This is a genomic window from Paenibacillus xylanilyticus (genome assembly GCF_013359935.1).
Taxonomy (GTDB): Bacteria; Bacillota; Bacilli; order Paenibacillales; family Paenibacillaceae; genus Paenibacillus; species Paenibacillus xylanilyticus.
Window position 1 is genome coordinate 1 of the sequence record NZ_JABMCB010000134.1, and the last position, 22154, is coordinate 22154.

General features: G+C 47.2%; 34 protein-coding genes and 1 tRNA gene. 4 read left to right on the plus strand and 31 right to left on the minus strand.

The annotated features are described in order from the left end of the window. Nucleotides 1–130: 130 nt before the first annotated feature. Together ssb and rpsF are read right to left on the minus strand one after the other, a co-directional pair. On the minus strand, nucleotides 131–616 hold the full coding sequence (gene ssb / locus HP552_RS02980) for a single-stranded DNA-binding protein (RefSeq protein ID WP_024629535.1): 486 nt from the start codon (nucleotides 614–616) through the stop codon (nucleotides 131–133). A gap of 48 nt (nucleotides 617–664) precedes the next feature. Further along, complete coding sequence (rpsF, locus tag HP552_RS02985) at nucleotides 665–958, minus strand: 30S ribosomal protein S6 (RefSeq protein WP_024629534.1); 294 nt, start codon at nucleotides 956–958, stop codon at nucleotides 665–667. Nucleotides 959–1157: 199 nt separating this feature from the next. On the opposite strand from rpsF, the gene HP552_RS02990 reads away from it, so the two are divergent. Together HP552_RS02990 and HP552_RS02995 are read left to right on the plus strand one after the other, a co-directional pair. Further along, nucleotides 1158–1352: a YjzC family protein gene (locus HP552_RS02990; RefSeq protein ID WP_095293500.1), complete on the plus strand. Its 195-nt coding sequence runs from the start codon at nucleotides 1158–1160 to the stop codon at nucleotides 1350–1352. Nucleotides 1353–1880: 528 nt separating this feature from the next. Beyond that, a complete protein-coding gene (locus HP552_RS02995) occupies nucleotides 1881–2561 on the plus strand; it encodes a YhjD family protein (protein ID WP_175394174.1) in 681 nt (226 codons plus the stop codon). Between the two features lie 422 nt (nucleotides 2562–2983). Here the strand turns inward: HP552_RS02995 and HP552_RS03000 are convergent, their stop codons facing one another. The 19 genes from HP552_RS03000 to HP552_RS03085 all read right to left on the minus strand — a co-directional run bounded on the left by HP552_RS03000 (nucleotide 2984) and on the right by HP552_RS03085 (nucleotide 13746). Beyond that, on the minus strand, nucleotides 2984–3274 hold the full coding sequence (locus HP552_RS03000) for a phBC6A51 family helix-turn-helix protein (protein ID WP_175394175.1): 291 nt from the start codon (nucleotides 3272–3274) through the stop codon (nucleotides 2984–2986). After that, nucleotides 3261–3650: a phBC6A51 family helix-turn-helix protein gene (locus HP552_RS03005; RefSeq protein ID WP_175394176.1), complete on the minus strand. Its 390-nt coding sequence runs from the start codon at nucleotides 3648–3650 to the stop codon at nucleotides 3261–3263. The genes HP552_RS03000 and HP552_RS03005 overlap by 14 nt, the downstream gene beginning before the upstream one ends. Nucleotides 3651–3751: 101 nt before the next feature. Continuing rightward, nucleotides 3752–4072, minus strand: a complete 321-nt coding sequence (locus tag HP552_RS03010) for a DUF2577 family protein (RefSeq protein WP_175394177.1) — start codon at nucleotides 4070–4072, stop codon at nucleotides 3752–3754. Between the two features lie 12 nt (nucleotides 4073–4084). Beyond that, nucleotides 4085–5290 (minus strand): phage tail tape measure protein, encoded by a 1206-nt coding sequence (locus HP552_RS03015; RefSeq protein ID WP_175394178.1) that lies wholly within the window; start codon nucleotides 5288–5290, stop codon nucleotides 4085–4087. Between the two features lie 382 nt (nucleotides 5291–5672). Then, the gene (locus HP552_RS03020; protein WP_175394179.1) at nucleotides 5673–5990 is read right to left on the minus strand and encodes a hypothetical protein; all 318 of its coding nucleotides are present in this window, start codon (nucleotides 5988–5990) and stop codon (nucleotides 5673–5675) included. A gap of 47 nt (nucleotides 5991–6037) precedes the next feature. After that, nucleotides 6038–6322, minus strand: a complete 285-nt coding sequence (locus tag HP552_RS03025; RefSeq protein ID WP_175394180.1) for a hypothetical protein — start codon at nucleotides 6320–6322, stop codon at nucleotides 6038–6040. After that, nucleotides 6319–6963, minus strand: coding sequence for a hypothetical protein (locus HP552_RS03030; RefSeq protein WP_175394181.1), 645 nt, complete (start codon nucleotides 6961–6963; stop codon nucleotides 6319–6321). The genes HP552_RS03025 and HP552_RS03030 overlap by 4 nt, the downstream gene beginning before the upstream one ends. A 13-nt stretch (nucleotides 6964–6976) precedes the next feature. Continuing rightward, entirely contained in the window at nucleotides 6977–7462 is a 486-nt protein-coding gene (locus tag HP552_RS03035; RefSeq protein WP_175394182.1) for a hypothetical protein, read from the minus strand. Next, nucleotides 7463–8179 carry a hypothetical protein gene (locus HP552_RS03040; protein ID WP_175394183.1) on the minus strand — a complete coding sequence of 239 codons (717 nt, stop codon included), beginning with the start codon at nucleotides 8177–8179 and terminating at the stop codon, nucleotides 7463–7465. Between the two features lie 18 nt (nucleotides 8180–8197). Beyond that, the gene (locus HP552_RS03045; protein WP_175394184.1) at nucleotides 8198–8515 is read right to left on the minus strand and encodes a cold-shock protein; all 318 of its coding nucleotides are present in this window, start codon (nucleotides 8513–8515) and stop codon (nucleotides 8198–8200) included. Next, nucleotides 8508–8816, minus strand: a complete 309-nt coding sequence (locus HP552_RS03050; RefSeq protein ID WP_175394185.1) for a hypothetical protein — start codon at nucleotides 8814–8816, stop codon at nucleotides 8508–8510. Before HP552_RS03050 ends, HP552_RS03045 begins: the two co-directional genes overlap by 8 nt. A 355-nt stretch (nucleotides 8817–9171) precedes the next feature. Beyond that, entirely contained in the window at nucleotides 9172–9402 is a 231-nt protein-coding gene (locus HP552_RS03055) for a helix-turn-helix domain-containing protein (protein ID WP_175394186.1), read from the minus strand. A gap of 74 nt (nucleotides 9403–9476) precedes the next feature. Next, the gene (locus HP552_RS03060) at nucleotides 9477–10892 is read right to left on the minus strand and encodes a TOTE conflict system archaeo-eukaryotic primase domain-containing protein (protein WP_175394187.1); all 1416 of its coding nucleotides are present in this window, start codon (nucleotides 10890–10892) and stop codon (nucleotides 9477–9479) included. After that, complete coding sequence (locus tag HP552_RS03065) at nucleotides 10889–11068, minus strand: hypothetical protein (protein WP_175394188.1); 180 nt, start codon at nucleotides 11066–11068, stop codon at nucleotides 10889–10891. Before HP552_RS03065 ends, HP552_RS03060 begins: the two co-directional genes overlap by 4 nt. Nucleotides 11069–11648: 580 nt before the next feature. Then, nucleotides 11649–12116 carry a hypothetical protein gene (locus HP552_RS03070; protein WP_175394189.1) on the minus strand — a complete coding sequence of 156 codons (468 nt, stop codon included), beginning with the start codon at nucleotides 12114–12116 and terminating at the stop codon, nucleotides 11649–11651. Between the two features lie 69 nt (nucleotides 12117–12185). Further along, on the minus strand, nucleotides 12186–12470 hold the full coding sequence (locus tag HP552_RS03075; protein ID WP_175394190.1) for a hypothetical protein: 285 nt from the start codon (nucleotides 12468–12470) through the stop codon (nucleotides 12186–12188). A gap of 361 nt (nucleotides 12471–12831) precedes the next feature. Further along, complete coding sequence (locus tag HP552_RS03080) at nucleotides 12832–13191, minus strand: hypothetical protein (protein WP_175394191.1); 360 nt, start codon at nucleotides 13189–13191, stop codon at nucleotides 12832–12834. After that, nucleotides 13191–13322 carry a hypothetical protein gene (locus HP552_RS35315; RefSeq protein WP_281365997.1) on the minus strand — a complete coding sequence of 44 codons (132 nt, stop codon included), beginning with the start codon at nucleotides 13320–13322 and terminating at the stop codon, nucleotides 13191–13193. The genes HP552_RS03080 and HP552_RS35315 overlap by 1 nt, the downstream gene beginning before the upstream one ends. Next, nucleotides 13288–13746, minus strand: coding sequence for a hypothetical protein (locus HP552_RS03085; RefSeq protein WP_175394192.1), 459 nt, complete (start codon nucleotides 13744–13746; stop codon nucleotides 13288–13290). Before HP552_RS03085 ends, HP552_RS35315 begins: the two co-directional genes overlap by 35 nt. Before the next feature lie 230 nt (nucleotides 13747–13976). On the opposite strand from HP552_RS03085, the gene HP552_RS03090 reads away from it, so the two are divergent. Next, the gene (locus tag HP552_RS03090) at nucleotides 13977–14234 is read left to right on the plus strand and encodes an XRE family transcriptional regulator (RefSeq protein WP_175394193.1); all 258 of its coding nucleotides are present in this window, start codon (nucleotides 13977–13979) and stop codon (nucleotides 14232–14234) included. A 198-nt stretch (nucleotides 14235–14432) separates the two neighbouring features. Here HP552_RS03090 and HP552_RS03095 read toward each other — a convergent pair whose 3' ends face one another. The 9 genes from HP552_RS03095 to HP552_RS03135 form a co-directional block, all read right to left on the minus strand. Beyond that, entirely contained in the window at nucleotides 14433–15305 is an 873-nt protein-coding gene (locus HP552_RS03095) for an RNA-binding domain-containing protein (RefSeq protein ID WP_312884194.1), read from the minus strand. Nucleotides 15306–15532: 227 nt separating this feature from the next. Continuing rightward, nucleotides 15533–15829, minus strand: a complete 297-nt coding sequence (locus HP552_RS03100; protein ID WP_175394195.1) for a hypothetical protein — start codon at nucleotides 15827–15829, stop codon at nucleotides 15533–15535. A gap of 14 nt (nucleotides 15830–15843) precedes the next feature. Further along, complete coding sequence (locus HP552_RS03105) at nucleotides 15844–16476, minus strand: DUF4352 domain-containing protein (protein WP_175394196.1); 633 nt, start codon at nucleotides 16474–16476, stop codon at nucleotides 15844–15846. Between the two features lie 104 nt (nucleotides 16477–16580). Then, nucleotides 16581–17630, minus strand: a complete 1050-nt coding sequence (locus HP552_RS35550; protein ID WP_312884192.1) for a tyrosine-type recombinase/integrase — start codon at nucleotides 17628–17630, stop codon at nucleotides 16581–16583. Nucleotides 17631–18076: 446 nt separating this feature from the next. After that, nucleotides 18077–19111 carry a tyrosine-type recombinase/integrase gene (locus tag HP552_RS03115; RefSeq protein ID WP_175394197.1) on the minus strand — a complete coding sequence of 345 codons (1035 nt, stop codon included), beginning with the start codon at nucleotides 19109–19111 and terminating at the stop codon, nucleotides 18077–18079. Between the two features lie 151 nt (nucleotides 19112–19262). Then, a tRNA-Ser gene (locus tag HP552_RS03120) sits at nucleotides 19263–19353 on the minus strand. 101 nt (nucleotides 19354–19454) lie between these two features. Continuing rightward, nucleotides 19455–19664: a DUF951 domain-containing protein gene (locus tag HP552_RS03125; protein ID WP_175394218.1), complete on the minus strand. Its 210-nt coding sequence runs from the start codon at nucleotides 19662–19664 to the stop codon at nucleotides 19455–19457. Continuing rightward, nucleotides 19654–20613 (minus strand): mechanosensitive ion channel family protein, encoded by a 960-nt coding sequence (locus HP552_RS03130; RefSeq protein ID WP_246310735.1) that lies wholly within the window; start codon nucleotides 20611–20613, stop codon nucleotides 19654–19656. Before HP552_RS03130 ends, HP552_RS03125 begins: the two co-directional genes overlap by 11 nt. A 14-nt stretch (nucleotides 20614–20627) precedes the next feature. Next, nucleotides 20628–20879, minus strand: coding sequence for a putative Se/S carrier protein (locus HP552_RS03135; RefSeq protein WP_095293526.1), 252 nt, complete (start codon nucleotides 20877–20879; stop codon nucleotides 20628–20630). Nucleotides 20880–21039: 160 nt separating this feature from the next. Here HP552_RS03135 and yyaC point away from each other — a divergent pair, with 160 nt between their 5' ends. Next, nucleotides 21040–21645: a spore protease YyaC gene (yyaC, locus tag HP552_RS03140; RefSeq protein WP_175394198.1), complete on the plus strand. Its 606-nt coding sequence runs from the start codon at nucleotides 21040–21042 to the stop codon at nucleotides 21643–21645. On the opposite strand, the gene HP552_RS03145 is transcribed toward yyaC, so the two are convergent. Next, nucleotides 21620–22120 (minus strand): DUF4446 family protein, encoded by a 501-nt coding sequence (locus HP552_RS03145; RefSeq protein ID WP_175394199.1) that lies wholly within the window; start codon nucleotides 22118–22120, stop codon nucleotides 21620–21622. The genes yyaC and HP552_RS03145 overlap by 26 nt on opposite strands. Between the last annotated feature and the right edge of the window lie 34 nt (nucleotides 22121–22154).

Genomic DNA, 22154 nt, shown 5'->3' on the forward strand with positions numbered 1-22154 from the left:
ATCGCGCGATCTTAATAAACCGTGGATGCTGGTCGTAAATGAAGATTACCATTACACAGTTAAAATGCTTTAAAACCCCTTGATTTTACTGAGGTCTTAAAGCATTTTCTGATCTCAGATGTTACGCTCTCTAAAATGGCAAATCATCATCCGATATATCAATCGGTTTTCCGTCATCGGAAAAAGGATCCTGATTGTTGCTACGCGAATTATTGTTATTGTTCGCGCGCCCGCCGCCTCCGTAAGAAGGCTCTTCACGCATCGGTTGCCCACCGCCGCCACCGTTGTTATCACGGTTAGCTGACTCCAAGAAACGGACGTTATCGGCAATGACTTCGGTCACGTATACACGTTTTCCTTCGTTATTCTCGTAGTTCCGTACTTGAATGCGTCCTTCGACTGCAGCTAGGCGTCCTTTGCGCAAATAGTTTGCACAAGTCTCAGCAAGCTGTCTCCAGGTTACGACCGGAATGAAATCCGCTTCCCGCTCTCCCCCTTGGCTTGTAAACGGTCTGTCCACTGCCAAAGTAAATTGCGTTACTGCTACTCCTGCTGGAGTATAACGCAACTCAGGATCCCGGGTTAACCGGCCGATCAGAATGACACGGTTCAACAATGTAATCCCCTCCTTCAGAGCGTATTGGTGCGTTAATCACGAGTTGTCTTAGGCAGACTTAACATCGTTCGTAATGAGATAACGAATTACTTCGTCAGAAATCTTCATGAGACGCTCAAGCTCAGTAACTACTGCTGGTTCAGCAGTGAAGTGTACCAGAACATAAACACCATCACGGAATTTCTTGATCTCATACGCAAGACGGCGTTTACCCATAACGTCGTGAGCTGTAACTTCACCACCGCCGTTGGAGATGATGCCTTGGAATTTATCGACTGTAGCTTGAACAACTTCTTGCTCAACGTCAGGACGAATAATGTACATCACTTCATATTTGCGCATAATTTTCACCTCCTTATGGACTCTGGCCCTCAATCCAGGTTGAGAGCAAGGAACGAGCACAAACTCGAACTATATTAATATAACAAAAACAAAGCTCCAATGCAAGCAAACGTTCCCTGTTCTTATTCGCACATGTTCGTTCCATTTATGGAGCACACTATGGAGGCAGTAATAAGAAAATATCTAAGGAGGTCTTACCATGGGTGAACAAACTGAATTTGAAAAAGGTGACAAAGCACCGAATGATGGAGAGTATACGGAAGTCGGAGAAAAAAGCTTCCACACTGAAATTCAAAATCCTAGACGGATAACCCTCAAAAAAGGGGAGTCCTTCCCTGAAACGAGCAACCAGAACCGGAAGTGGAAGAGACTGACAAAGGCTCGCGTTCATTAAAAGAAACTTTTTTTATAATGCATGTATATAAAACGTGATAATGCACATAATACAATCAGGCGGTACACGAGAGAGGTGTGGTTCCGTTGGACAACGCAGCCGATCGTGTAATGTTGGAGATTCATCACGTAATCTAAGAAGCAAGTGGTTGTGTGTAAGGCCCTTCGTCTGAGCACGAGTACTGCATTCGCAGTACGCCAGGTTTCTGATCTTACGACCGATTGTTTCCTAACTAACCGATGTACCGCCGACAAGGAGCCCTTCGGGGCTCTTTGTTTTTTGTGCTTTGCAGCTTTTACAAACCGTTTCCTACGGAACAAAACAAAAAACCTTCCATATAGGAAGGTCTAATTACTTTCTTTATACAAACTCAATATATCCGAGTGTATTACAAATCCATGGGTCAAAAGCTGTAAGTGGCGGAAAGGGTGGGATTCGAACCCACGCACGCTGTGACACGCCTAGCTGATTTCGAGTCACGCAGTTGACGGTTATATCCGATAATCCCCCGTTATGTAGCCGTTTAGCTTGCGGACACATAGCGGACTGATTCCGTTAACCCTACGTTTCTCCTGTTATAATACCATGCGATTAGGACGTTGTCCATCCGATCTGAATCACGCTTTGACGTGTTTCTTCCTATTATATGTAACGCTACTCTCCGCGCAGAAATGTTGCGTCTGTATACGTCAGTATGTTCCGACGTCGGAACATTTCTCCCGCTTGTATAATCCGCAGCTCCCGCGCTATACTAAGAACAAACGTTCTACAACGGAGTTGAAACGGATTATGATCGACATCACTCTCGCTGACCAAGCGCTAATCAAATCGCATATCATCCTCCCGCGCGTATTATCCGCATTCGAACGGGATATCGCGCTCATCAACGCAACGCTCAAGACGCCGGGCCCGTATGTCGACGCAATTGCGGAAGCTCAGCGCAAACTCACCGCAGACATCTACGAGGTACGCAAGGGATTCCGGACACGCGGCATCAAAGTATACGAAGAGGTGACGGATGGCGACGGCGTAACTGCGCGTTATAAATGTCGCGGCTACCAAGCTGAGATGCGGATACGGTGGTCGATGATGACGGCGGAGGCTGGCGTGTTAATGCGTAAGTATCTCGGATTGAATACGGATCAATACGTGGACCCGACGGTGCCTATGTCTCTCCGCAAAAAGGACTTGAACCTAACTACTCCCTGAGTTATTTTTGCCGCGTGGATTGTACTGGCACCTGATTCGGGCATTTGCGCAGGGGGCCTTGGGGGTCACGCGATCGGACTCGCATTGAACCGTACAAACTGCTGAGATACCTAGCTGATTGATAATCATGTAGGTCAACAGATACGACCGCAAACCCGCGCCATATCAACGTTTATCCCATTCGGCACCTCTCCGTTATCCCACCCGTTTGCACTATTCCGCATATTTACGGTATAAAGCCGTGCTTATTCCGCCGACCCCGTGAGTTTTCGGAGAGGGTGTCCGCCAGACCCCGCGTGCAGGAAATCGCGCTATTTGTCCAATAATGGGACGTTAATTGCCCGGCCATAAACGCAAAAAAGGCCGCGCCACCGTAGCGTTATACCACGATGACACGGCCAATTCGTTATTTATACGTAAGTTTACACCGTTCCAACAGCGTCAAAGAACCACGTCATGTCATGCGCTGTCCTCAAACGTAATCTACTTTGCATTGTACGTCTCCACTCCCGTTCGTTGCGCGCAAGTACCTTCCGTAGTTCCCTATCGAAGTCCTTACGCATACGCCAACGATGAAGAGTGCGGCGATCTATCCCGATGTTATCCGCAATCTCACCGTAACTTAATCGCCCTTCCGCAAGCAACGTTATTGCCTGATGATGACGCGCATCAAGTATAGCAACGGGCCGCCCGCGCCGCTTACGCCTGCTCATGTTGACGCCCTTTGACCGCTTCGATACGTGATCTCAACGCGGCGATATCTGTTGTCTGCGGACTTGTCTGCGTTTGTACTTCAACCTTATCCGTTAACATCCCGTGTACCTGCAGTGCTAGCTTCGCCATGGCAGCGGACTTCTCATCGATCGCCATTCGGGTTAGCGCGCCAACGAGCTCCGGTAAGTCTCCGACATTGTTACGGACGATCTGGGCCTTGAGCTCAGCGATGAACTCCAGATCTTTCTGCCACGCGTAGATAGTTGACCGACTTACGCCCACCTCTGCGGCAATTTTGTCGACGGAAGGGCGCTCCGCTTTCGGAAGTGATAAGTGTTGAATGGCCGTTATTTGGCCTGCTGTGAGTGCTCTCATGTTCTTTCTTCCCCTTTCTCCCTCTCAGTAAATGATGAATTAAACCTATTAATAGGCAAACTGTACACATCAAAAAGACAAGCCGAAGCCCGTCCCGTTATTCATATCCGGTCAAGTATTAAATACCGCTGTCCTGCGCCGAACATAACGACCGCAACTCGATCGCCAACCTTAAGCGCATCCTTAAACGTGATCGTCGTGTCCTGGCCGTTTATTGAAACCTCGCGTTCATGTTCGCGGAGATGTTCGCAAACGTCGCAATCCTCCGCATCTAAGTCGAAGTTAGCTTCGTCCAACTTAACGCTGATATTCGGAAGTGGCGCGGTAATAGTACCCATCTCGATATCAACGTCTTTATTGTAGCCGAGTTGTTTGACGATACCGCGCAGTTGGCTTACTCCTCCGCCTTCTATTAATTGCATTGTTTCCCTCCGTTACATCGCTAATCTCGCGGCCAATACACCGGCAATGGCTTCAATATCGCTGTCCTTACGTACGTTAAACGTGTTACCAGTGATCATAATAGTCGGAGCGGACTTCCCGTTACTGCTCTCACGGTAGTCACGCGCTTCCTGAGACGTGAGGACCATTTCGTCTTGGTGAAGTCGGGCGGTGTAACCACTGTATGGAACACGGTCGAGTCCGCCGGAATGGCCTTTTGGAGTTACCCCCATCGCTACCATTCCCGCTTTTACTCCTCCTGGAGTCTTATCGCCCCCATACTCTGCTGCGATCTGCATCATATCCGTACCGGTCAGCTTGCGATTGGCAACGCTCTTCATATCTATAGAGAAAAATTCCTCGATACCACTATTACTCCAAATACCTTCCAGGATGGACGCCCCTACTTTACGGCCTATTTCCGTGGCTGCTTCTAGTAGTGGTCTGGATGCTTTGAGAGCCATGCCGAGTGTGTCCACTATGTTGCTTGCCATTGTCTTAATCTTGTTAGCTCCACCGCCACTATACCAATCACGAAAGTTTTGCATCAGGTCATCAAACACGAACTTAATCTTGCTACTAATGTCAGGTAACTTCTGAAATTTCGGATTGTTTATAAAGTGTGACTGAATATAGGACGTCGCCTCTCTAACTGATTTAACCGCGCCCTCGACAAGACCACTAAACGCATCCACGCCCCATGTTTTAAGCGCGGTAAACTGCGGCCCTTTAATCCAGTTGTTAAACTCGGCCAGCATCGGTTTTATGCTCGTTAACGCGTCCGTACCCATCTCACGGAATGCGCGGTTAACGCCGCCGATTGCTGTACGCCATTGACCCATCGCGGTCTTAGATTGCGCGTCGATCAATTCGTTTGTAGCTCCGATCTTATTAAGGAATTTATCGAGTTGAACGAGCTGGTCCTTTATCGGAAGTTTCTTAATCTGGTTAATAGCTGACCTAGGCAGTTCGAACCGCTCCACAAGAGACAATCCATCGCCGGAAAAGAGCTCTTTTAGGGCGTAGGAGGCTCCCGTAATACCTTGTTCAGGGTCCAGTGCTCCAAGCCGCTCGGCAAGGTTAACCATTTTCTCCAACTGTTTGTTATCCTTCGTTGTGGGTATGAACGATTTACCCGCGTCAAGAAACTCGTCAAGCGTAAACTGACTAACGTCTGCCCGCGAGCTAACGAAATTCATGAACTTATCGACGTTTTGCTTTGAATCCTTACCGAACATAGCTTCTACCGTAACCGAGCGCATCTCATATTGAGCAGCCGCGCCGATAGTTTTGTTAAACGCTGACGCAGCAGTCTGTGCGGTTAAGTAGCCGGCCGCCAATAATCCCACGCTGCTACTTAGTCTAGAAGCTCCGTCCCTGGCGGATGAAAACCCTTTTGTCATCGAGGAAAGCATTCGGCTCGCTCTCTCTGCGCCAGATGTAAAAATATCGTTTCGCCTACCCAACATGCGCAGTCGATCGCTAAACGCATCGGAGCTCCGTTTTGTTGCGTCTAACTGCGTTTGTACCTTCCGGAGTTTGCCGGACATCTCGTCTTTGACCTTTAGTCGTGCAACCAGATCAAACGCCATGCATCGCCACCTCCATCGTTTCGACAACGCGATTACCTGCGTCTGCAGCACGTTGAGCTCTCGCCGGCGTAAAGCCGCGATCGATATCGGACAAGCAGCGGTCTAGTTCCTTAAGGGCGCGGCCGCACGCTTTAATGCGCTTATCCTTCGAGTGCGTTAACCTACCGGCTGCCCTCCGGAACTCACGAAACTTATCCGGGAACCGTTCGGCAAACTTCCAATCCTGCGGAAAGGTGTACGTTATAACCTGCGTGATTAATTGCAACGTCTCTACCGCTGTATCAAAGTCTTCTTGATACTCGTTCATTTAAACTCCTCCTTTAAATTAAAAAGAGGAAGCCCGAAGGCCTCCGCTTAGCTACGTACGAATCCGTAGAACGTGATATGTTGTTCGACATCCCAGTCCCGGTCGATCTCAACGGTCAGCTCGGTAAAAGGCGCCAGGATCTCGTCAAAGCTCCGTCCGATCGGCAATGTGAACTCGTTAAAATGCTTGCCGTCCACGCTCGTTCTGAACCGAATGCGCGCATCTCCGTTGTTCTCTATGAAAAGCGATGTGGCTACTCTTGGAAACTTGAACGTTATGCTTTCCTCGAAATTACCGGAGAATCTGAATGGGCTGTGTGCTACAGTCTTCATACAATCTCCCTCCCTGCTGCAACGCTAGTCCATTGTATTTTCCCGTCTTTATAGGCCCGGCTGATCTCCTGTTCAGTTACTCCGAGGACTTGACGATCCCCGCGGTAGAACGGCGTGATTTCTCGGAAGCTTGGACGCTGTGCATTCTTCGCGCGGTTGCGGTTCGTCCCATCGCTGGCGGCCATCCAGATATCCCATGCGTCAGTACGTAACCTGTTCAAATCAACCAGCGCAGTTAAATACGCATACTTTGCCTCTTCAACCGCCTTTACTTTCGCATCGAATCCGTCATTAAAATGCTTCAACGATTCCGTGCGGCCGATTTCGATAGCTGCGTCAGCCAGTTCGTTTAGCTTGGCGTAAGAACGAGAGAACATCATATCGGAACGGCTTCTTGCGGCCATATTCTCCATCTCTAGCTCCGCGATCCTACGCTGTAATTCTGCTTCGCGGACTACGTTTTCCTCAATCGGCTCGTCGAGTGTTTTGTCTACTGCAGCGGCAAGCAGCGCATGAGTCTCGTCGAGTTCTGCCTGTAGCTTCTCTGTTTGCTCCCTGTGCAGCTCAGTTGCTTTTACTACTTTCTCGTTCTCCGCTTGATAAGCTTGGATTGCTGTGAGTAGGTTTTGTGGCATTTTCATTGTTCATTTCCCCTTATCGGATAATTTTGTTTGAGCCCGTCACTGTATCCCACGCGAGCCTAAATTGACCTCGTGGCGTCATCGCATCGTCAAGCGCCTCAAGACACATGTCGAAAACGCTGGCCTCTTCCGGACTTAAATCATCGCCTTTCTTCATCGCAGCCAGCTCGCACGAATTGAATCGCTTCATGACGCGCTGAGTAGTCCGGCACAACGTCGGATAAAGCGGAGGATTGACGCCGAGCAATTCAAAGCCGACGTCATTCGCGATATTCTCGTCAAGCACAACGGTAATGTCCGCAACGCCCTCCGCCTTGTTTGTTGCGGATCTCATAGCGCGTTGGATAGCTACGTGGCCGCAGAAGGAATCGTCAAACTTACGCTCGCCAACCGTCAGGAACGTTCCCCGCGCAACGATGCCGGCGTAGTTTGCGAGAACGTACGAATAGGCCGCGCGCTTATCATCAGCGGCAGCCGCAATATAGAGTTGGTACTTCAATTATGACGCGCCTCCCTCGCTGGCCTGAACGAAGCCGGCCGGATCATTCATCGCGGATCTTCCGATCGGACCGAGCGTCTTATCTGCGCCAAGCTCAAGCATCTGGTTATACGATCTTGTCTGGCGTAGTTGCGCGATCTCTTGAAGCGCTACACGGGCCTGCGTCTGTTCGGCGGAATCTCTGGCACTCCGTAAGGTTCCGTAGAGCGTATTGACACTGATCGGATCACCCGAGTGCTTGATAAGTGCGCCGCCGAGCTCCGCATAATCTTGCGTCAGAATATGAGCGAGATACGGATCGTTGACCCCGCGCATAAATTCAAGTAGCTGCCGCGCCGATTGCTGGTTTGCATTAACTTGGAGGTTTGCTTTCAACTCTGTGTACCTTTCGTTAAACTCGCGAAGTTGATACTCAGGTGGAGGTGCCGCAGCTTGACCGAGGACTTCGTGCGCTTGTTTCTCGGCTATATCAAGTGCTTCATTGACCATTTCTTGATTGGTTTTGAGGGCTTGCGCGAGCTGGAGCGCGCCCTTTTTCCGAACCTCGTCCTCTTTCTCAAAGCGACCGCGATAACCGAGCAATCCTGAATCCTCCATACGTTGAATCTCTTTGAGCTCCTCTTTAACTGACTCAAAAATTTCTTTTGCTACGCTCACCGTCACGTCTCCGTGAATCATTGTTGTTGCGTGCTGAATGTGTGTGTTAATGTCTGTCATTTGTTTTCCTCCTTTGGTTTAGTTTGATTTAATGTTAACAGCGCAAGGCCTACCGGCTTTGTCCGTGCTCTCTTCGAAAGTAACGCGAGTACCGGCTGGGATAATTGCCGTATCCATATCGTCATGAAGGTTGCTAACGTGGAAGAAGATGCGCGATGATCCGGAGCGGATGAATTCAAATCCGCGTTCATCATTAAAGTGAGTTACGACGCCGGAACTGCGCTTAGCTTTCGGTTGCTTAGGCGCTTTTGTAGTCGATTTGCCCAGGCTCACCCCGATTAGCTCGTTGATCTGTTCCATATCACTGTTCTGCAATCCATTCCATACGTTACTCATTCGTAATCTCTCCTTTGTAGTGTGTAATGAGCGCCAAGATTGCCGCCCTTATCTCAGCTTTCTTAATTCCGTAATTTGTGGTCGGACTATACGATTTACAAATTGATATCGCAGTCTTCTCTATCAAACGATATAGCCGCGCGTCATCCATCTTCACTGCGGTACTCATGATGATGTTCCGGCTGGCGTGATCGTAAATCACCGATAGAAAATCCTCGCGCACATAACTGTCGATTACATACGGCTCGAACTTGAGTGGTACCTTAGCACCGTAGTCAACCGTAAATGCCTCCGTTATCATTTCTTCTGCCCCTTCCGCCGGCGCTTAACTTCTTCCGCATGAATAATAGGTGCCATGAATCGGATGTGAGCGCGGGAAACGGAGTCACCAAACGTAATAGTTATCCCGTCAGAATATGAAACCTTTATCGTGCGGTCATTCATTGCGCCTCAGCTCCTTTCCGTTTGCGTCGCGCCCATCCTCCGCGGTGAAGTCCGCGTCCCTTGAGGACGTATAAACGTAGGTAAGTGCAGTCCTTCGGATCATCGCGCCATAGCTTACAACGTGGATCAGTTTCGTCCGCCAGTCCTTGCATAAGAACGCACGTTTTATCTGAATTTATAAATTCGCATTGCTTCGTATCTGTCCGGTTCATTTAATCACCCCTTTCTTTGAGCTTCTTACATGTTTCTTCTATTAGAAGTAGCTTCTCAGCATTCAAGCCGAGAGCTGTCTGAATTTGTATCGCGCGGTCGGACGGTAACGGGCACTCTCCTGACTCAATCTTGCAGATAAACGATGGCGTAACGTTGATCATGTCCGCCAACCTGCGAGCAGTGACCCCGGCATACCTCCTTACCGTCGAAAGATTGTCAGCAGTAATCATCTGTTTTCCTCCTTTTGGGCATGACAAATAAGCCGATAGCACTTAGCTGTCCGCGTGTCTGTTTGGTATTTTATTTAACTGGCGAGTTGTGCGTATTGTCTCCGGGGCAGTAGCTTCCTGAGTTGGGCTTCGTCGTAGAAGTAAAGCAGGCATTCCGTCAAGCCGGTTCCTGCAGTTACGTTAAACTCTGCCGCGCCCTCATCTGAACTTTGTAGATTCATCCGGTATACGTTCGGCTTTTTAATGTGAGTTCCTCGAACTTTCTGATCGCGCTGAACAATTTGGATAATTCCCGCAGCTTCAAGTTTCGGTATGTTTCTCGCTGCTGTAGATCGATCGATGCCCGCCGCCTGCGCCATTTGGTCGTACGTCATATAGAACGCCCCTGACTCTCCCGCCCAACGCTTCGAGTGAATAAGCATCGCATACACTAGAGCCTTGTGTACCAGGGAGGAACATCCACGCACGATCCCATCTATTTCGTTAAACTTTACAGTGATGTCTCGCTGCTCAACGGTCAACGTAAGGTTGTTGGTGAAGATGTAATCGACACATTCTCGGAGATCCTTTGCGCAGAACTCCGCATCAGATTCGTAGAATGCTGTATCCTGCCACGAGAACCATTCCGCAATGGCACATACCGCTTCGTCCCGCTCAACTCCGTTGTGGTTGAAAAGGCGCGCCAGCATCAGGAACGATTTATGGCGTTGTCCTGGTCCGGTGAGTCCGTTGTTGTACCGTTCTGCCGAGCGGCTCAACGTGTAGCTCTCCGTCTGATCGTACGTTTCAAGCATCTTATGTCGGCTGATTACCGTTTCCATCTCGGCCGCGTCGTCCAGATCGTAAACCGCTTCGTCACTTCCGTTGATGATATCAAGGATTAGCGCGGAGTCCGTCTTTTTGATTGCGTGGAGATAATCGGTTGACTCTTCCGGAGACATGACGCGCAATCCATCCTCTACGAGACAGAAGCCGCAGTAGTTGCCGGTCTTTTGGTGCGTTCCGATCGGAAGTTTGACGCCTTGGCTGCCGGACGGGCGATACTCGATTTCGCCGCCTTGGACCGAACGAAGCTCCGCGGACTCTATAATGAAGTCGAAGAACTTGCGTGTGGAAGCGATGGATACCGCTTTGTTGAAAAAGATATCGACGTGGTAGCCTTTGTTGCCGCTGAATGAGATAGCGTAACTTTTGACTCCGGCTGTATTCAGGGCCTCGGCGAGTTTGTACGTTACCCACTTCGCTGTCGCCTGGTCCTTGAAGTCAACGTCGAACGTCATAAACTTCGTAAAGAACTTTCCGCCGAAGGTTCCGACCGTCTTCTTTCCTTTGAGATGCGCGTCGAGTTGGTGGCGGCGTAAGGGGCCGTCCTTTTCTGTAAATGTCCGGTAAGCTCCTCCTGCGAATTGGATGAGGTAATGGTTGTTCTGGATGATATAGAGGTCAAACAAACGGTCAATTACGTCTGGCATTGGCGCGCCTCCTCTCAAAGATTTAGTTTGTAGAATAGAACGTCTCCGAATTTAATAATTTTGACGATGCCGGCCTTTTCCATCTCGTCAACACCGCGCCGAGCCTCACGAGTAGGAATGCCAGCTATTACAGCCAGCTCTTCGTAAGTAGCGGGTACGTAACCCTTTGGAACGTTTATCTTGCGAGTTTTCATGTGATATCCTCCCTGTTTAGTCAATTAAATTGAGTAAATGGCATATAAAAAATAGCCACCCGTTGCCGAGTAGCTGATGATTGAATTTGGACTCTCTCATATATAGGAGAATGTCGCCACCTAATTTCTAAGTCCGGAGAATAGGTAAAATGCAACCTTCCAAGAAAATATTTCTCTCTCTCCCCTTATTGCCCGTAAAGTAGCGTCTTTTGTTACGTTTTCTATTGAATTATTTTCTTCCCTTGTAACGTATAACCGCCAAACGACTCAAAATACAAGGTAGTCCGCATAAATACTTTCCCCTTATTGCCCGCGAACTCAGGTGAATTATCGTGTTTTCACTTCCTCGATGTATATAGTCATGAAACTGCACAAAAAACAACCTTGCTAGAAAATAATTTACTCTCTATACTCTAGGTCCGGAGAATGAACAAAATGTAAGGTGCTCGCAGATTTCCCTTCATAATGTATTGGTTTGACGAGGGGCTTTTTACAACCATCCCGAAAACTTTTCTCATATACGTAGGTAACTGAGGGCATAAAATACACCCCTCTCGCGCCATTATTCACGCAATCTTCATCAATATTCGATGATTTCCGTTTTCCGCCTCCGCTTGCCCCCCATTAACTCCGTCCGTTGCTTCGCCGCCGTTATCTGCGCAAGCTTATCCGGATCACGAGGCCGCTCATAGCTCCCCGCGTACCCAATCATCCACTTCTCTTTGAGCCAGAACGGATATTCCAGCCAGAAAAGGTAACGAATCGGCTTCGATGGCTTAACGGTGACATTATGAACGCGCTTAACTTTCTTCCGTTGTTGCTTCCTCTGCGCGGATTTCTTCGTTGTCTTGCACCAAGGTCCGCAGACCGTAGCGCTTCTGTTCTTCGTTTTGTCACGGAATGGATAACGGCATACCTCGCAGTCCTTAATACGTGGATCGGCGCTCGGCTCTGTCATGGCTCTCCGGATTACGATGGCTGCCGCTGATCGCGGAAGCCCTGCGGTGATCTCTGCTGCGTATTCGATTGCGCCTTCTCCAGGCTGCATATGTAACGTCCTCCTTTATAATAGGAAGCGACAGCTACTGAATGATAGCCGCCGCACTCCGATATCCTATTAAACGAGCTGCAAACGTTTTGTCATCGCGGCCGAATCAATCTCGTAAGCTCGACGCGCTTCCATACGATACCCCTCCGTTTTCTCAAGCAATGCGTTAACCATTTCGATACCGGATTCGTCCCGTTTCACTGTTACCGCTAATCTACCGGAAGGTAACACCCTAAATGCTGCGCCGGCGTGCGGATGGTCTGTTAAAATGTCGGAAACGACCAACTCCTTCACCGTTGCATCTGTTACGTATACTGTGACTTTTCCGTCCTTACGTTGTTTAATATTCAACATATATCGACATCTCCCTTTAATGAAAAATATTTTAATTAATTTTGAAACTTACGAACAAGTGTTCCGTATTACCTATTATAACACAAGCAAGACGGTGCCTGAACCGGATAAAACCGGCCGCCTCACTAGGTGGAAGGCAGTTGCCGCTACACTCCCGAATCTATGTTAAGCGATGTGCCTGAGGAAGTTGCCGCTTCCCACCGCGTTATAAGAACTCCGACCAGACAGTTGGCGCTGAAAGGCCGGATAAGTTACCGCACTGCATAGCGATCCAAGTTAACGTTTGGCGCCGCAAACTCGGTACAGCACGTTCCGACGTCGGAACATCTTCTCCCCATTAGGCGTTCCCGCGCCGTTAGGTTCATCGAAGAGTTTCGAGTTTGAGGTTCAGATCCCCGCGGTCCTTGGTCCAAAGGAGGATATCAAGCAAGAACTGCAGACCGTTTACCTGCTTTAACTCCGTGATAATTGTTTTTATTAAAGCGAGAGTATCCATGCCCTCGACTTCGTTGGCGATAATCATCCCGCCGGAACCTCCGTCAATATAAAGATGGTCCATGTGCGGAGCCTTAAGAACATGGCGCAGCCAGAGAGAGCCTTCATCCATAATGAAAATGTGTCGCTCGTTCAATACATAACCCTCATACAAAGCGTACTGATGTGGATTATCCCACGGACCAAGAACCATTGAAGCAAGTTCGAGTTCAATATTCGCGATCATTAGGCGACCACTTCCTTTACGATCATTACGATTGCATATACGAACTTCAACATGCGGATAAAATTGCGGTTGTACGATGTGTTCGTATCTTCGTTGTTACGCGTAGTTGGCATATTGGTAGTTGCGATCATTTGTGTTACCTCCTTCAATAATAAATCCAATGTCGGCGAGTTTGGCGGCTGACAACGAGGCTGTTCCGGATACTGCGCGGTGACTTACTCCCGCGATCTTACGGAATGCTCCGGGAAGACACACGAGCTGCTGTCCGGATGACATGTGCGTTACGACGAAGTTTCCTCCGTGCCGTTCGCTCAATTCGTATGTAATCCGCGAAGATAACGGATCGGAGATGTCTGCGATAACGCTTAGCGCTTCCAGTTCGGCGGCCGACGCCTCCACGCTGGCAATCCGGTTACGACGATCGATGCGCGGGAATAATGAGAGAAACAGGTTATGCGGAATGTTGCGTTCAATACCGTTAAGAGTAACGATGAAGCTTGCGGCGATGCGATCGCGAGTGTACGTAAGTTCGTAAGTCGGAACGATTGTTTTCATATAGTGCGCCTCCTTGGCGATTGGTTTACGTTAGTAAAATTCGTTCGAGTACATTGTTGCGAAAGTTGAAACCGTTGTTTACTTCGTTCGTATTACTCGGTAAGTAATACTCTCTGATGCAATAATACTACTCGGGGAGTAGTACGTCAAGCGTTTATCCGAAAAAAGTTTTACGCGCGGAGGATGTTCTATTATAATTGTGTTGTGACTACTCCGAGGAGGCGTATCAGGTGTCTGTAAATCAAATCAAATTTAACTTGAACAAGGTTCTCGATGAGATCGGGGCTAAGCGGAATAAAATAGCTGTCGAGTCAAAAACACGTCCGGCCACAATACTGGATCTCGCAAGCGGAGATACGCGTACTATCAAGCTTGAGACAATGGTAGAAATATTGAACGCAATCAACCGCATCGCCAAAGAAAACGGGAGCACGCGTCAATATGGCATAGAGGCGTTAATTGAATACATACCGGAAGACAACGAATAGGGCCGCTAACATAGGGCTCTTTCTTTTTGCGTGGATTTACCGTGGAATCAACGCGTTAGGGCTTCGGTAAGGGGAACGTACCAGGAAGGGCTTATCGCGCTATATGTACGGAGATTTGACGGAGAGAACGCGAAAGAACCGCTAACCCTGCGTGTGGGCTGCGGTCATATTTTAAATCCACGCATTCTAAGTTATATTTTAGCTGTCACAAAACCTCTTTCTGATGTGTGTTACTATTTCGGAACCTACGAGTTTCTTATTGGAGGCATTAGCCCTTACATACAATTCGGTATTATTTATAAAATGCACATCGTTAAACGGTGAGCGAGGAACATTAATTTCAACAATATATCGATCCTTTATTTCTTCCTGTCCCAACTCGTCAAAAACTTGCTTAAAGGCAATATCGAATTGTTCAGGACCAATAGCCGGGTTCAAGTTAGATATTTTATTGTTTATATCAATAACCAAGGTGTCTCTCGCTTCATAACCAAGCTCTACACCTCTAACAATTCTATCATTTGAGATACCGTATAGTATTCTGCCGCCAGCGCTATTCAGAAAAGCAGCTACGTATTCATCTACCTTTTCGAGGATACTTCTTCTAGGATTTCTACCTATAATTTCTTTGAACTCATTGAAGTGGTCCTCCCCGAATGGAAGTTCACTCCCTAGTTTATATTTATAAAAATCGTCAAGTTGTTTTTCCTCAAAGTAATTAAACTCGACTGATCCTAGCGCAACATTAGTTGCATGTTCAACACGTTTTATCTCTTCTAAGTTCAATTCGCCGACTTTTTGTATAAGCTGACTTCTATGAATAGTTTGGATATTATCCAATAAAACAACACAACCAGAGTACCCATCAACGGAAACTAAAACTCTAGTTGGAAGTGCAAATACTGCAGGAAAATTGTATATTATAGGAGCAGTAGTAATAGAGTACGATGAATGATTTGAAATATCATTTTGAATTACTAAACTCAACTTATCATCTGGATAAGCCGCTTCATTTTGAGGATCAAGATGCTTTGTCAGGTATATCTCTCCCCGTTTAATCTGTGTAACTATTTAAACCACACTCCTTTATTTATCCCGCATATTTAAACGTACAGACTCCGCGCATATAACGTTCGCCCTTCACCGCAACCTCGATCACACCGCTGCCAACGAGCTCCTCGAACTGATTTGTGGCCCGCAGAGAGCTGATGTGTACAGTTTGCCTATTAATAGGTTTATTTCATAAATTACTGAGAAGGAGAAAGGGGAAGAAAGAACATGAGGGCGCCACTGCAAGCTCACAACGGGCGCGGCCATTCCCATCCGTCCTGCACGTATTCGTTCACATACCCGCGTAGGTCTTCTAACTCCGCGCCGTCTAACGTTATAGTCTGTAGGTAAGCGCAGCATTCATCCGCATCGTAGTCGATTACAACCTCTTCGATAACATGGTCTATGCCGATTCCAAATGATCGCTCGCGGATTTTGTGGCCGACCTGAGGCATCATTCCGGTTATATAAGTGCGTACAACTTGCGTAGATAATCCGGTTGTTGTTTCAATCGTTTGGGCGATAATAACATGAATTTTATTCATTCGTGATCCTCCGTTTATTTAACTTTTCCAAGGCCTATGTATACGTAGTCTGCTGAGTCAAGTATATCGAACATATTATTTCTCATCGCGAGGTTAACGGTCTCTACATCGTCCGGCACCTCAAAAATTACTTTACGCGTTAAACTGAGGCCGGGGTTGATATCGTCGACCATGAATATCGGATCACCTTCGAAACTTACGGTGTCATCCGAGTCAAACTTCCGCTCATCTTGGTCATATAGTTGAAAATAGCTGCTGTCAACGCTAATCGGTTCTTTACCGGTGTTCTTGACCGCTACGCGTACTTCAATAACCTTCGAACCTTCCTCGTTACCTTTCGCAATGCTGACGTCCTTAACGTTAATTTCGTAATCTCCGAATGTTACCACATCTTTGATATCGTGGATCACCACTGCCTCATCCGCTTTCTCCTTTTCAGGCGTGGTATATTCTGAGGAAACAGTTTTTACTTCGGGCGTTTGAGAGATCACTACCGCTTCATCGGCTGAGTCATCCGTAGATACGTTCGTAAATAACACGATTAGTCCGATTAACAATACTCCTACGATAGTTAAAACCCATGACGCGCTACTACCCTTAAACTTCCTATACTCCGCTGTTTCATTATCCTTCTTGTCCCCCTGCATTGTCGCGTCCCTCCTTTAATCAAATATACAGTTTTTCCCTGAGGAAATAAACAAAAAACGCAGTCCCCAACGGAAATAAATCCATGAGAACTGCGTCCGATCTTCTATTTCTTCCGGATAGTTTTACGCGGCTTGTTCAATGGCTTAATTATATCGTTAATCGGTGCGTAACGTTCATGTTGCGCCTTCAACGCCTTATCAGACGGGTTTGTATATTTCATAACCATCCGCATGTCTGCGTGGCCTAAAATGCCAGCTAGATGGCGCAGATCTCCTCCATTTTCAATAAATAATGTCGCCCCGGAATAGCGGAACAGGTGGGGAGTAATTCGGATGTTAAGGCCTGCTTTCTTCGCGTGTTGTTTGATACGGTCGCGCAGTCTCGTTGGGTTTAATCTGGCGCCATAATTATTAAGAATTAGATATTCGTTATCAAAATCCGCGTTCTCTTTTATTAGCTCTTTAATTAGGCGTAGGGTACGCTTTGATACCGGCACATAGCGTCCACGCCTCGTCTTAACAACGTTCTCATCAAAGTAGATCATTCCGAGTTTAAAATCGATATCCGTTTCCCTTATCGATAGTAATTCGCCAACACGTCCAAATGTATCAATTAGTATGTACATAGCTACGAGATCTCGGAGGCCCGCATAAGTCTTTACATTGGGTGCATCCAGTAGTAATTGCATTTCCTCAATCGTAAGTATTCTCACTTTCTTTTTTGGTTCAGATATTTTACCTATTCTCGCGGTAGGATCAAAGTCAATCACTCCCTCCCTAAGCAGAAACGTAAACATGGTTTTGAGCATCTTCATCTTTGTATTAACTGTGACCGGGGACAGACCGATCGTCTTTTCCGCGTCTGACTTATGCGCGTGGCCCTCGAATCGCGGTTTACTATGAAGCATCCAATGCATGTATGAACGCAAGACATCGGTAGTGACCGCGGTAAATGACCGCTCTAAGTCGTTCATAGCCAAGTAATCGCAAAAGTGGCGGTAATACTCGTCATATTGTTCCAACGTGCGCGGTGAACGCCCCTCAGCTGCTTTTGCGTTGCGGTAAATTTCAAAAAGATCGTCGAGTTGCTTGTCAGCTCCTCTAACACCTCTCACAAATTTATATTTCTTTCCTAAACGGCTATCCTTTTTCACTTATAAGCTCCTCCTAATTTATTACCTAAAAAGGAGTTTAAAGGTCCTAGCTAATTGATGCAAAAAAATTGCACTGGAAGTGCATCATTTGTTTACTGCATCAGAAATAGTTTGAATCATGTTAACCAGTGGTGTACAATATAGGTGTAGATACAACGACAAAAAGCCGAAAACGTAACGTTAACGGCTCTGTCGATCTCAGTAAGGTTATTAGTTTGAAAATACACGTCTTAACTTTAGTAGTCGTTTCCTTGGCCGGGGCGACTACTTTTTCGTTATCAGATTAATGCAAACATTTATTAAATTAACTACAAATCCCATAGCAACAAATACTAGCATTAACACTTCGGACATTGTCAGGAAGATTACCTCCCCTCCTGCCCTTACCTTGATATTCCTATTATATCACCTCTAAAGCTAGTTATCAGCTATTGGCCCAATTTTTATTATCGTCTCCTCAATACCCTACTCAGCGGTGAATACTTCCGGTGCTCCTCTATTATACTCTCCTCACTCAGCTGGACATATTTGCGCGTCGTCTTGATATCCGCGTGGCCCATCAATTTCTGTAGATGGAATAACGGCATCCCATTCTCTGCGGCCATTGTTGCAAAGTTATGTCGCAGTACGTGTGGTGACACTGATCGGCCTATCTTCGCCCTTTCCGCGTATTTATCAAATGCCTTCTGTACGGTCTTCTCACTGAGCTGCTCGCCATAATTCGTTGTAAACACAAACGTTGTATTAAATTCGCGCTCTGTCTCCGTAACGAGCTGCTTAATCAACCGCGCAGTCTCTGTAGACAGTGGCAGTACGCGGGATTTCCTACTCTTTGTTTTGGACGCCGGCAAGGTAATTTGTTTGCGTGGAAGATCCAGGTCCGACTTTTCCAAATCGCATATCTCTCCGAGACGCATCCCGGAATCTAGTATCGTTACGATAATTACGTAGTCTCTCCACTGCGCCCATTGACGCTGATCGGGCGCCTTCATAAACCTGCGCAGCTCATCCTCGGTCAGCGGAACCACCGTATCCTCTTCCTGGCGCATTAGAGATAGGTTTGCGGCTGGATTCCGGTTAATAACGTCCTCTTTAAAGAGAGTCGTAAAGAACGTCCTTAAAACGCGAATACGAACGTTCACGGAGGAAGGCGCCAGGCCCTTTCGATCCTTTTCATATTCCGATTTGAACGGATGCCCCTCGTAATATACTTTTTCCTGCGAGCACCACAATACATATTCGCGGAGTATCGCTATCGTAATGTCGTTCGCGGAAATGTCCCGGCCATATCTCTCCGTTACCCACTCAATGAAGTAACCCATGTTCTGTATGTATCCGTTGATTGTCTTGTCCTTTAGATTGTTGGCGCGCTTCACTTTAACAACGAACTCTACCGCTTCCTCAAGCGTATATGACGGTAACCCTACGTCAGCCATCGGACGGCGCGTCTGAACGGTCTTGCGTCCCTCACGTTTATCCATATCAAAAAACCCCCTACGCATGTTTAACGTAAGAGGTTAACGGAATCATTTAGGTATATCGGAATCATCTACCGCAATGTACTCGATAAATCGGATAGCTTGCGTACACATTCCGTACTGTAAACGCCGTAGTGGCGCAGTTTACGGGAAGTGGCGGAAAGGGTGGGATTCGAACCCACGCACGCTGTGACACGCCTAGCTGATTTCGAGTCAGCCCCCTTGGGCCTCTTGGGTACCTTTCCGCAGCAATACTGATTATAGCATGATCAATTACAGAACGCAACACCTAGCTTTGCTTGGATGAAAACGTTATTTTGGGCGAGGTTTGCTGCAGAACTTCTCTTTAGGATTCCGCAGCATCTTCAGCCGAGCGAAGTACCTTTTTCATGTTTTTTTCGAATTTAGCTCTTGGAATAAGTACACTGTGTTTACAGCCAACGCATTTGATCCGGATGTCCATGCCCATTCGAATGATCTCCATCTCATTGCTTCCACAGGGATGCTGCTTTTTCATCTGTACAACGTCTCCGAGCTGGAAACTTTTACGCTCCACCAGTACCATTCCCTTCGTCCTTCTCCTGCCCCGCTGCCTGCTCCAATGCAGCGAGCTTGCCCATCTCATGATACTCCATTGTTTTCTTCACATCACTTTGGATCTGACGCTCTACAGAGGCTCTTGAATTTGGCATGCACTCAGAGACAATCCGAACGACATATTCCGAAGTGGACATGGACTGAATGCCGAGCACGTCTGGAACCTTCACAATGTTAAGGTCACGCTCCTCAATCCCAATCAAAGCCTGCTTAACCAAGTGAACGGATTCGTCCAATGTCTGGTCTCCCTTCATCGGGATATCTACAACTGCAAGGGAATTAGACATGGAAAAGTTCGTTACACTCGCAATTGTTCCGTTCGGGATGATATGGACTTCACCTTGCCAACTCACCAATTTGGTCGTTCTCAGTCCAATTACTTCGACCGTACCTTTATAGGTACCTGTCTGAATGACGTCCCCTACAGCGAATTGGTCCTCTAATATAATGAAGAAACCGGTAATAACATCTTTGACCAATCCCTGTGCACCGAAACCTATTGCAAGTCCAAGAACACCGGCACTGGCCAAGAGTGGACCGACTTGTATATTGATCTCAGATAACAGTAACAGAATCATTATGAAATTACACGTTATGGAAGTCGCATTTTTCAGCAATTCACCTACCGTCACAAATCTGCGTGGGTTTACCCGAACTTTGCCTTCCTGCTTTCGTTCCAGGCTGCGATCGATGATGCGGTACACGATCTTGATCACAATGCGGGTGATAATAAAAATAATAACAATACGAATCGAGCTGAATAAAATATTTAACCACATATCAGCATCGGTAACTTTGTTCCACAATTTGTCTGTCCAGCTGACAGCACTTTTTACTGTTTCTTCTATTGTGTTAGACTCATCCCCCGGGCCAGCTGAAGCTGCAGCAAAAAATTTAAAAGGCAACATCAATCCAACCTCCTCTACATGGGTATGTTATCATAGCTGTCTTCGGTTTTAAAATAGAGGCCGCGGATCTCCACAAACTCGTTCCGAATGATCTGCTGCACTCTCGCCAGATCTTCTTTTGGAAACTGTATACAAAGCGCACAGCCAGCCGTGATCTCTTTCGGGGTAGGAAACAGATCAATTTCAATCTCGGCAAACTCAAGCAGCATCTCCGCTCGCAAAGCCTGCTGGGTAGAATCAAACGCAATCAGCATCCAATCATCCATCCACTCGTCCATAACCGGCTCCTTTCTGCTTTTCCTGCCTCCTCCAAGGTCAGAGTCCCAACACCCGACCCTTTAGAAAAAGCTTGTCCTTACGACGTATAAAACCTTCTATCCTTCCATATACTGTTACTACCATTCTCAAGGGGAAAGGATAGATCCTATGAATCCCATTTCGCGTTCTTATTCATCCCAAGATATGACCAGTTTGAAAATTCCACATACCGATCCAGGCATCCACTCCGCCATTATACATCGTTTAATGTTCCATCTCTATAAGGCTCATTCTCTTCAAAATGTTGTCATTGTCTGCATCGGCACAGATCGCTCCACTGGAGACTGCCTCGGTCCTCTGGTCGGTTCTTCACTTGCCAAGTGGGACAGCCCTTTATTCCATCTGTATGGCACATTGGACGAACCTGTACATGCAATGAACCTGCAAGACACCCTTAATACGATACAGAATACACACCATAACCCGTATGTCATTGGGATTGATGCTTGTCTCGGTCAGTCTTCCAGTGTCGGTTGTATCCAGGTCGTCAATGGACCTCTTAAACCTGGAGCGGGCGTAAATAAAGAATTACCGCCGGTCGGCGATATCCATCTTACTGGTATCGTTAACGTCGGCGGCTTTATGGAATACTTTGTTCTGCAAAACACACGGCTCAGTCTTGTCATGCGCATGTCTGAAATTATAGCGAGCAGTCTTTACTCAGCCATTCGCGAATGGCATACACGCTCTACTCTGCTTGCTGTGCCAGAGTAATTGCCTCTTTCTCTTCAGGGGATAGTGTATACGTTGACTCTCCCCCTTTAAGAGGCTTGGCATACACATAAGAACCATCACGATTGTAGATCCCTGTGAGGATCATACCATCTTGATTATCATTAAGCATGGCCATCGAGAAGCTTAAGTCACTGCCTCTTTCTCCATAGGCATTATAGCGTTTCACACCAACTTTCCCCTGGATACGAGTCAGTTTTTGCATGACAGTCTGTAGTTGACTGGTTTGCAGCTTATGCTCATCCTCAATACTGTCCATCTGAATTTTCAGATTGATCAACAACGATTCCAGATCCTCTACCCCGCTGCCAGCCATCATCGCTTCGTATTTCCGTTTGAACTTGCGCAACTTCGCGCCTTGGGCAATACTCACAATCAGTAAGATCACCAATAATAATGCCATTCCGCCAATAATCCATAGCAGCTGTTCCAGAATCAGCTCGTTTAATTCAGCCATGTAGTGCAACTACCCCTCTGTTTGTTTGTTCAGT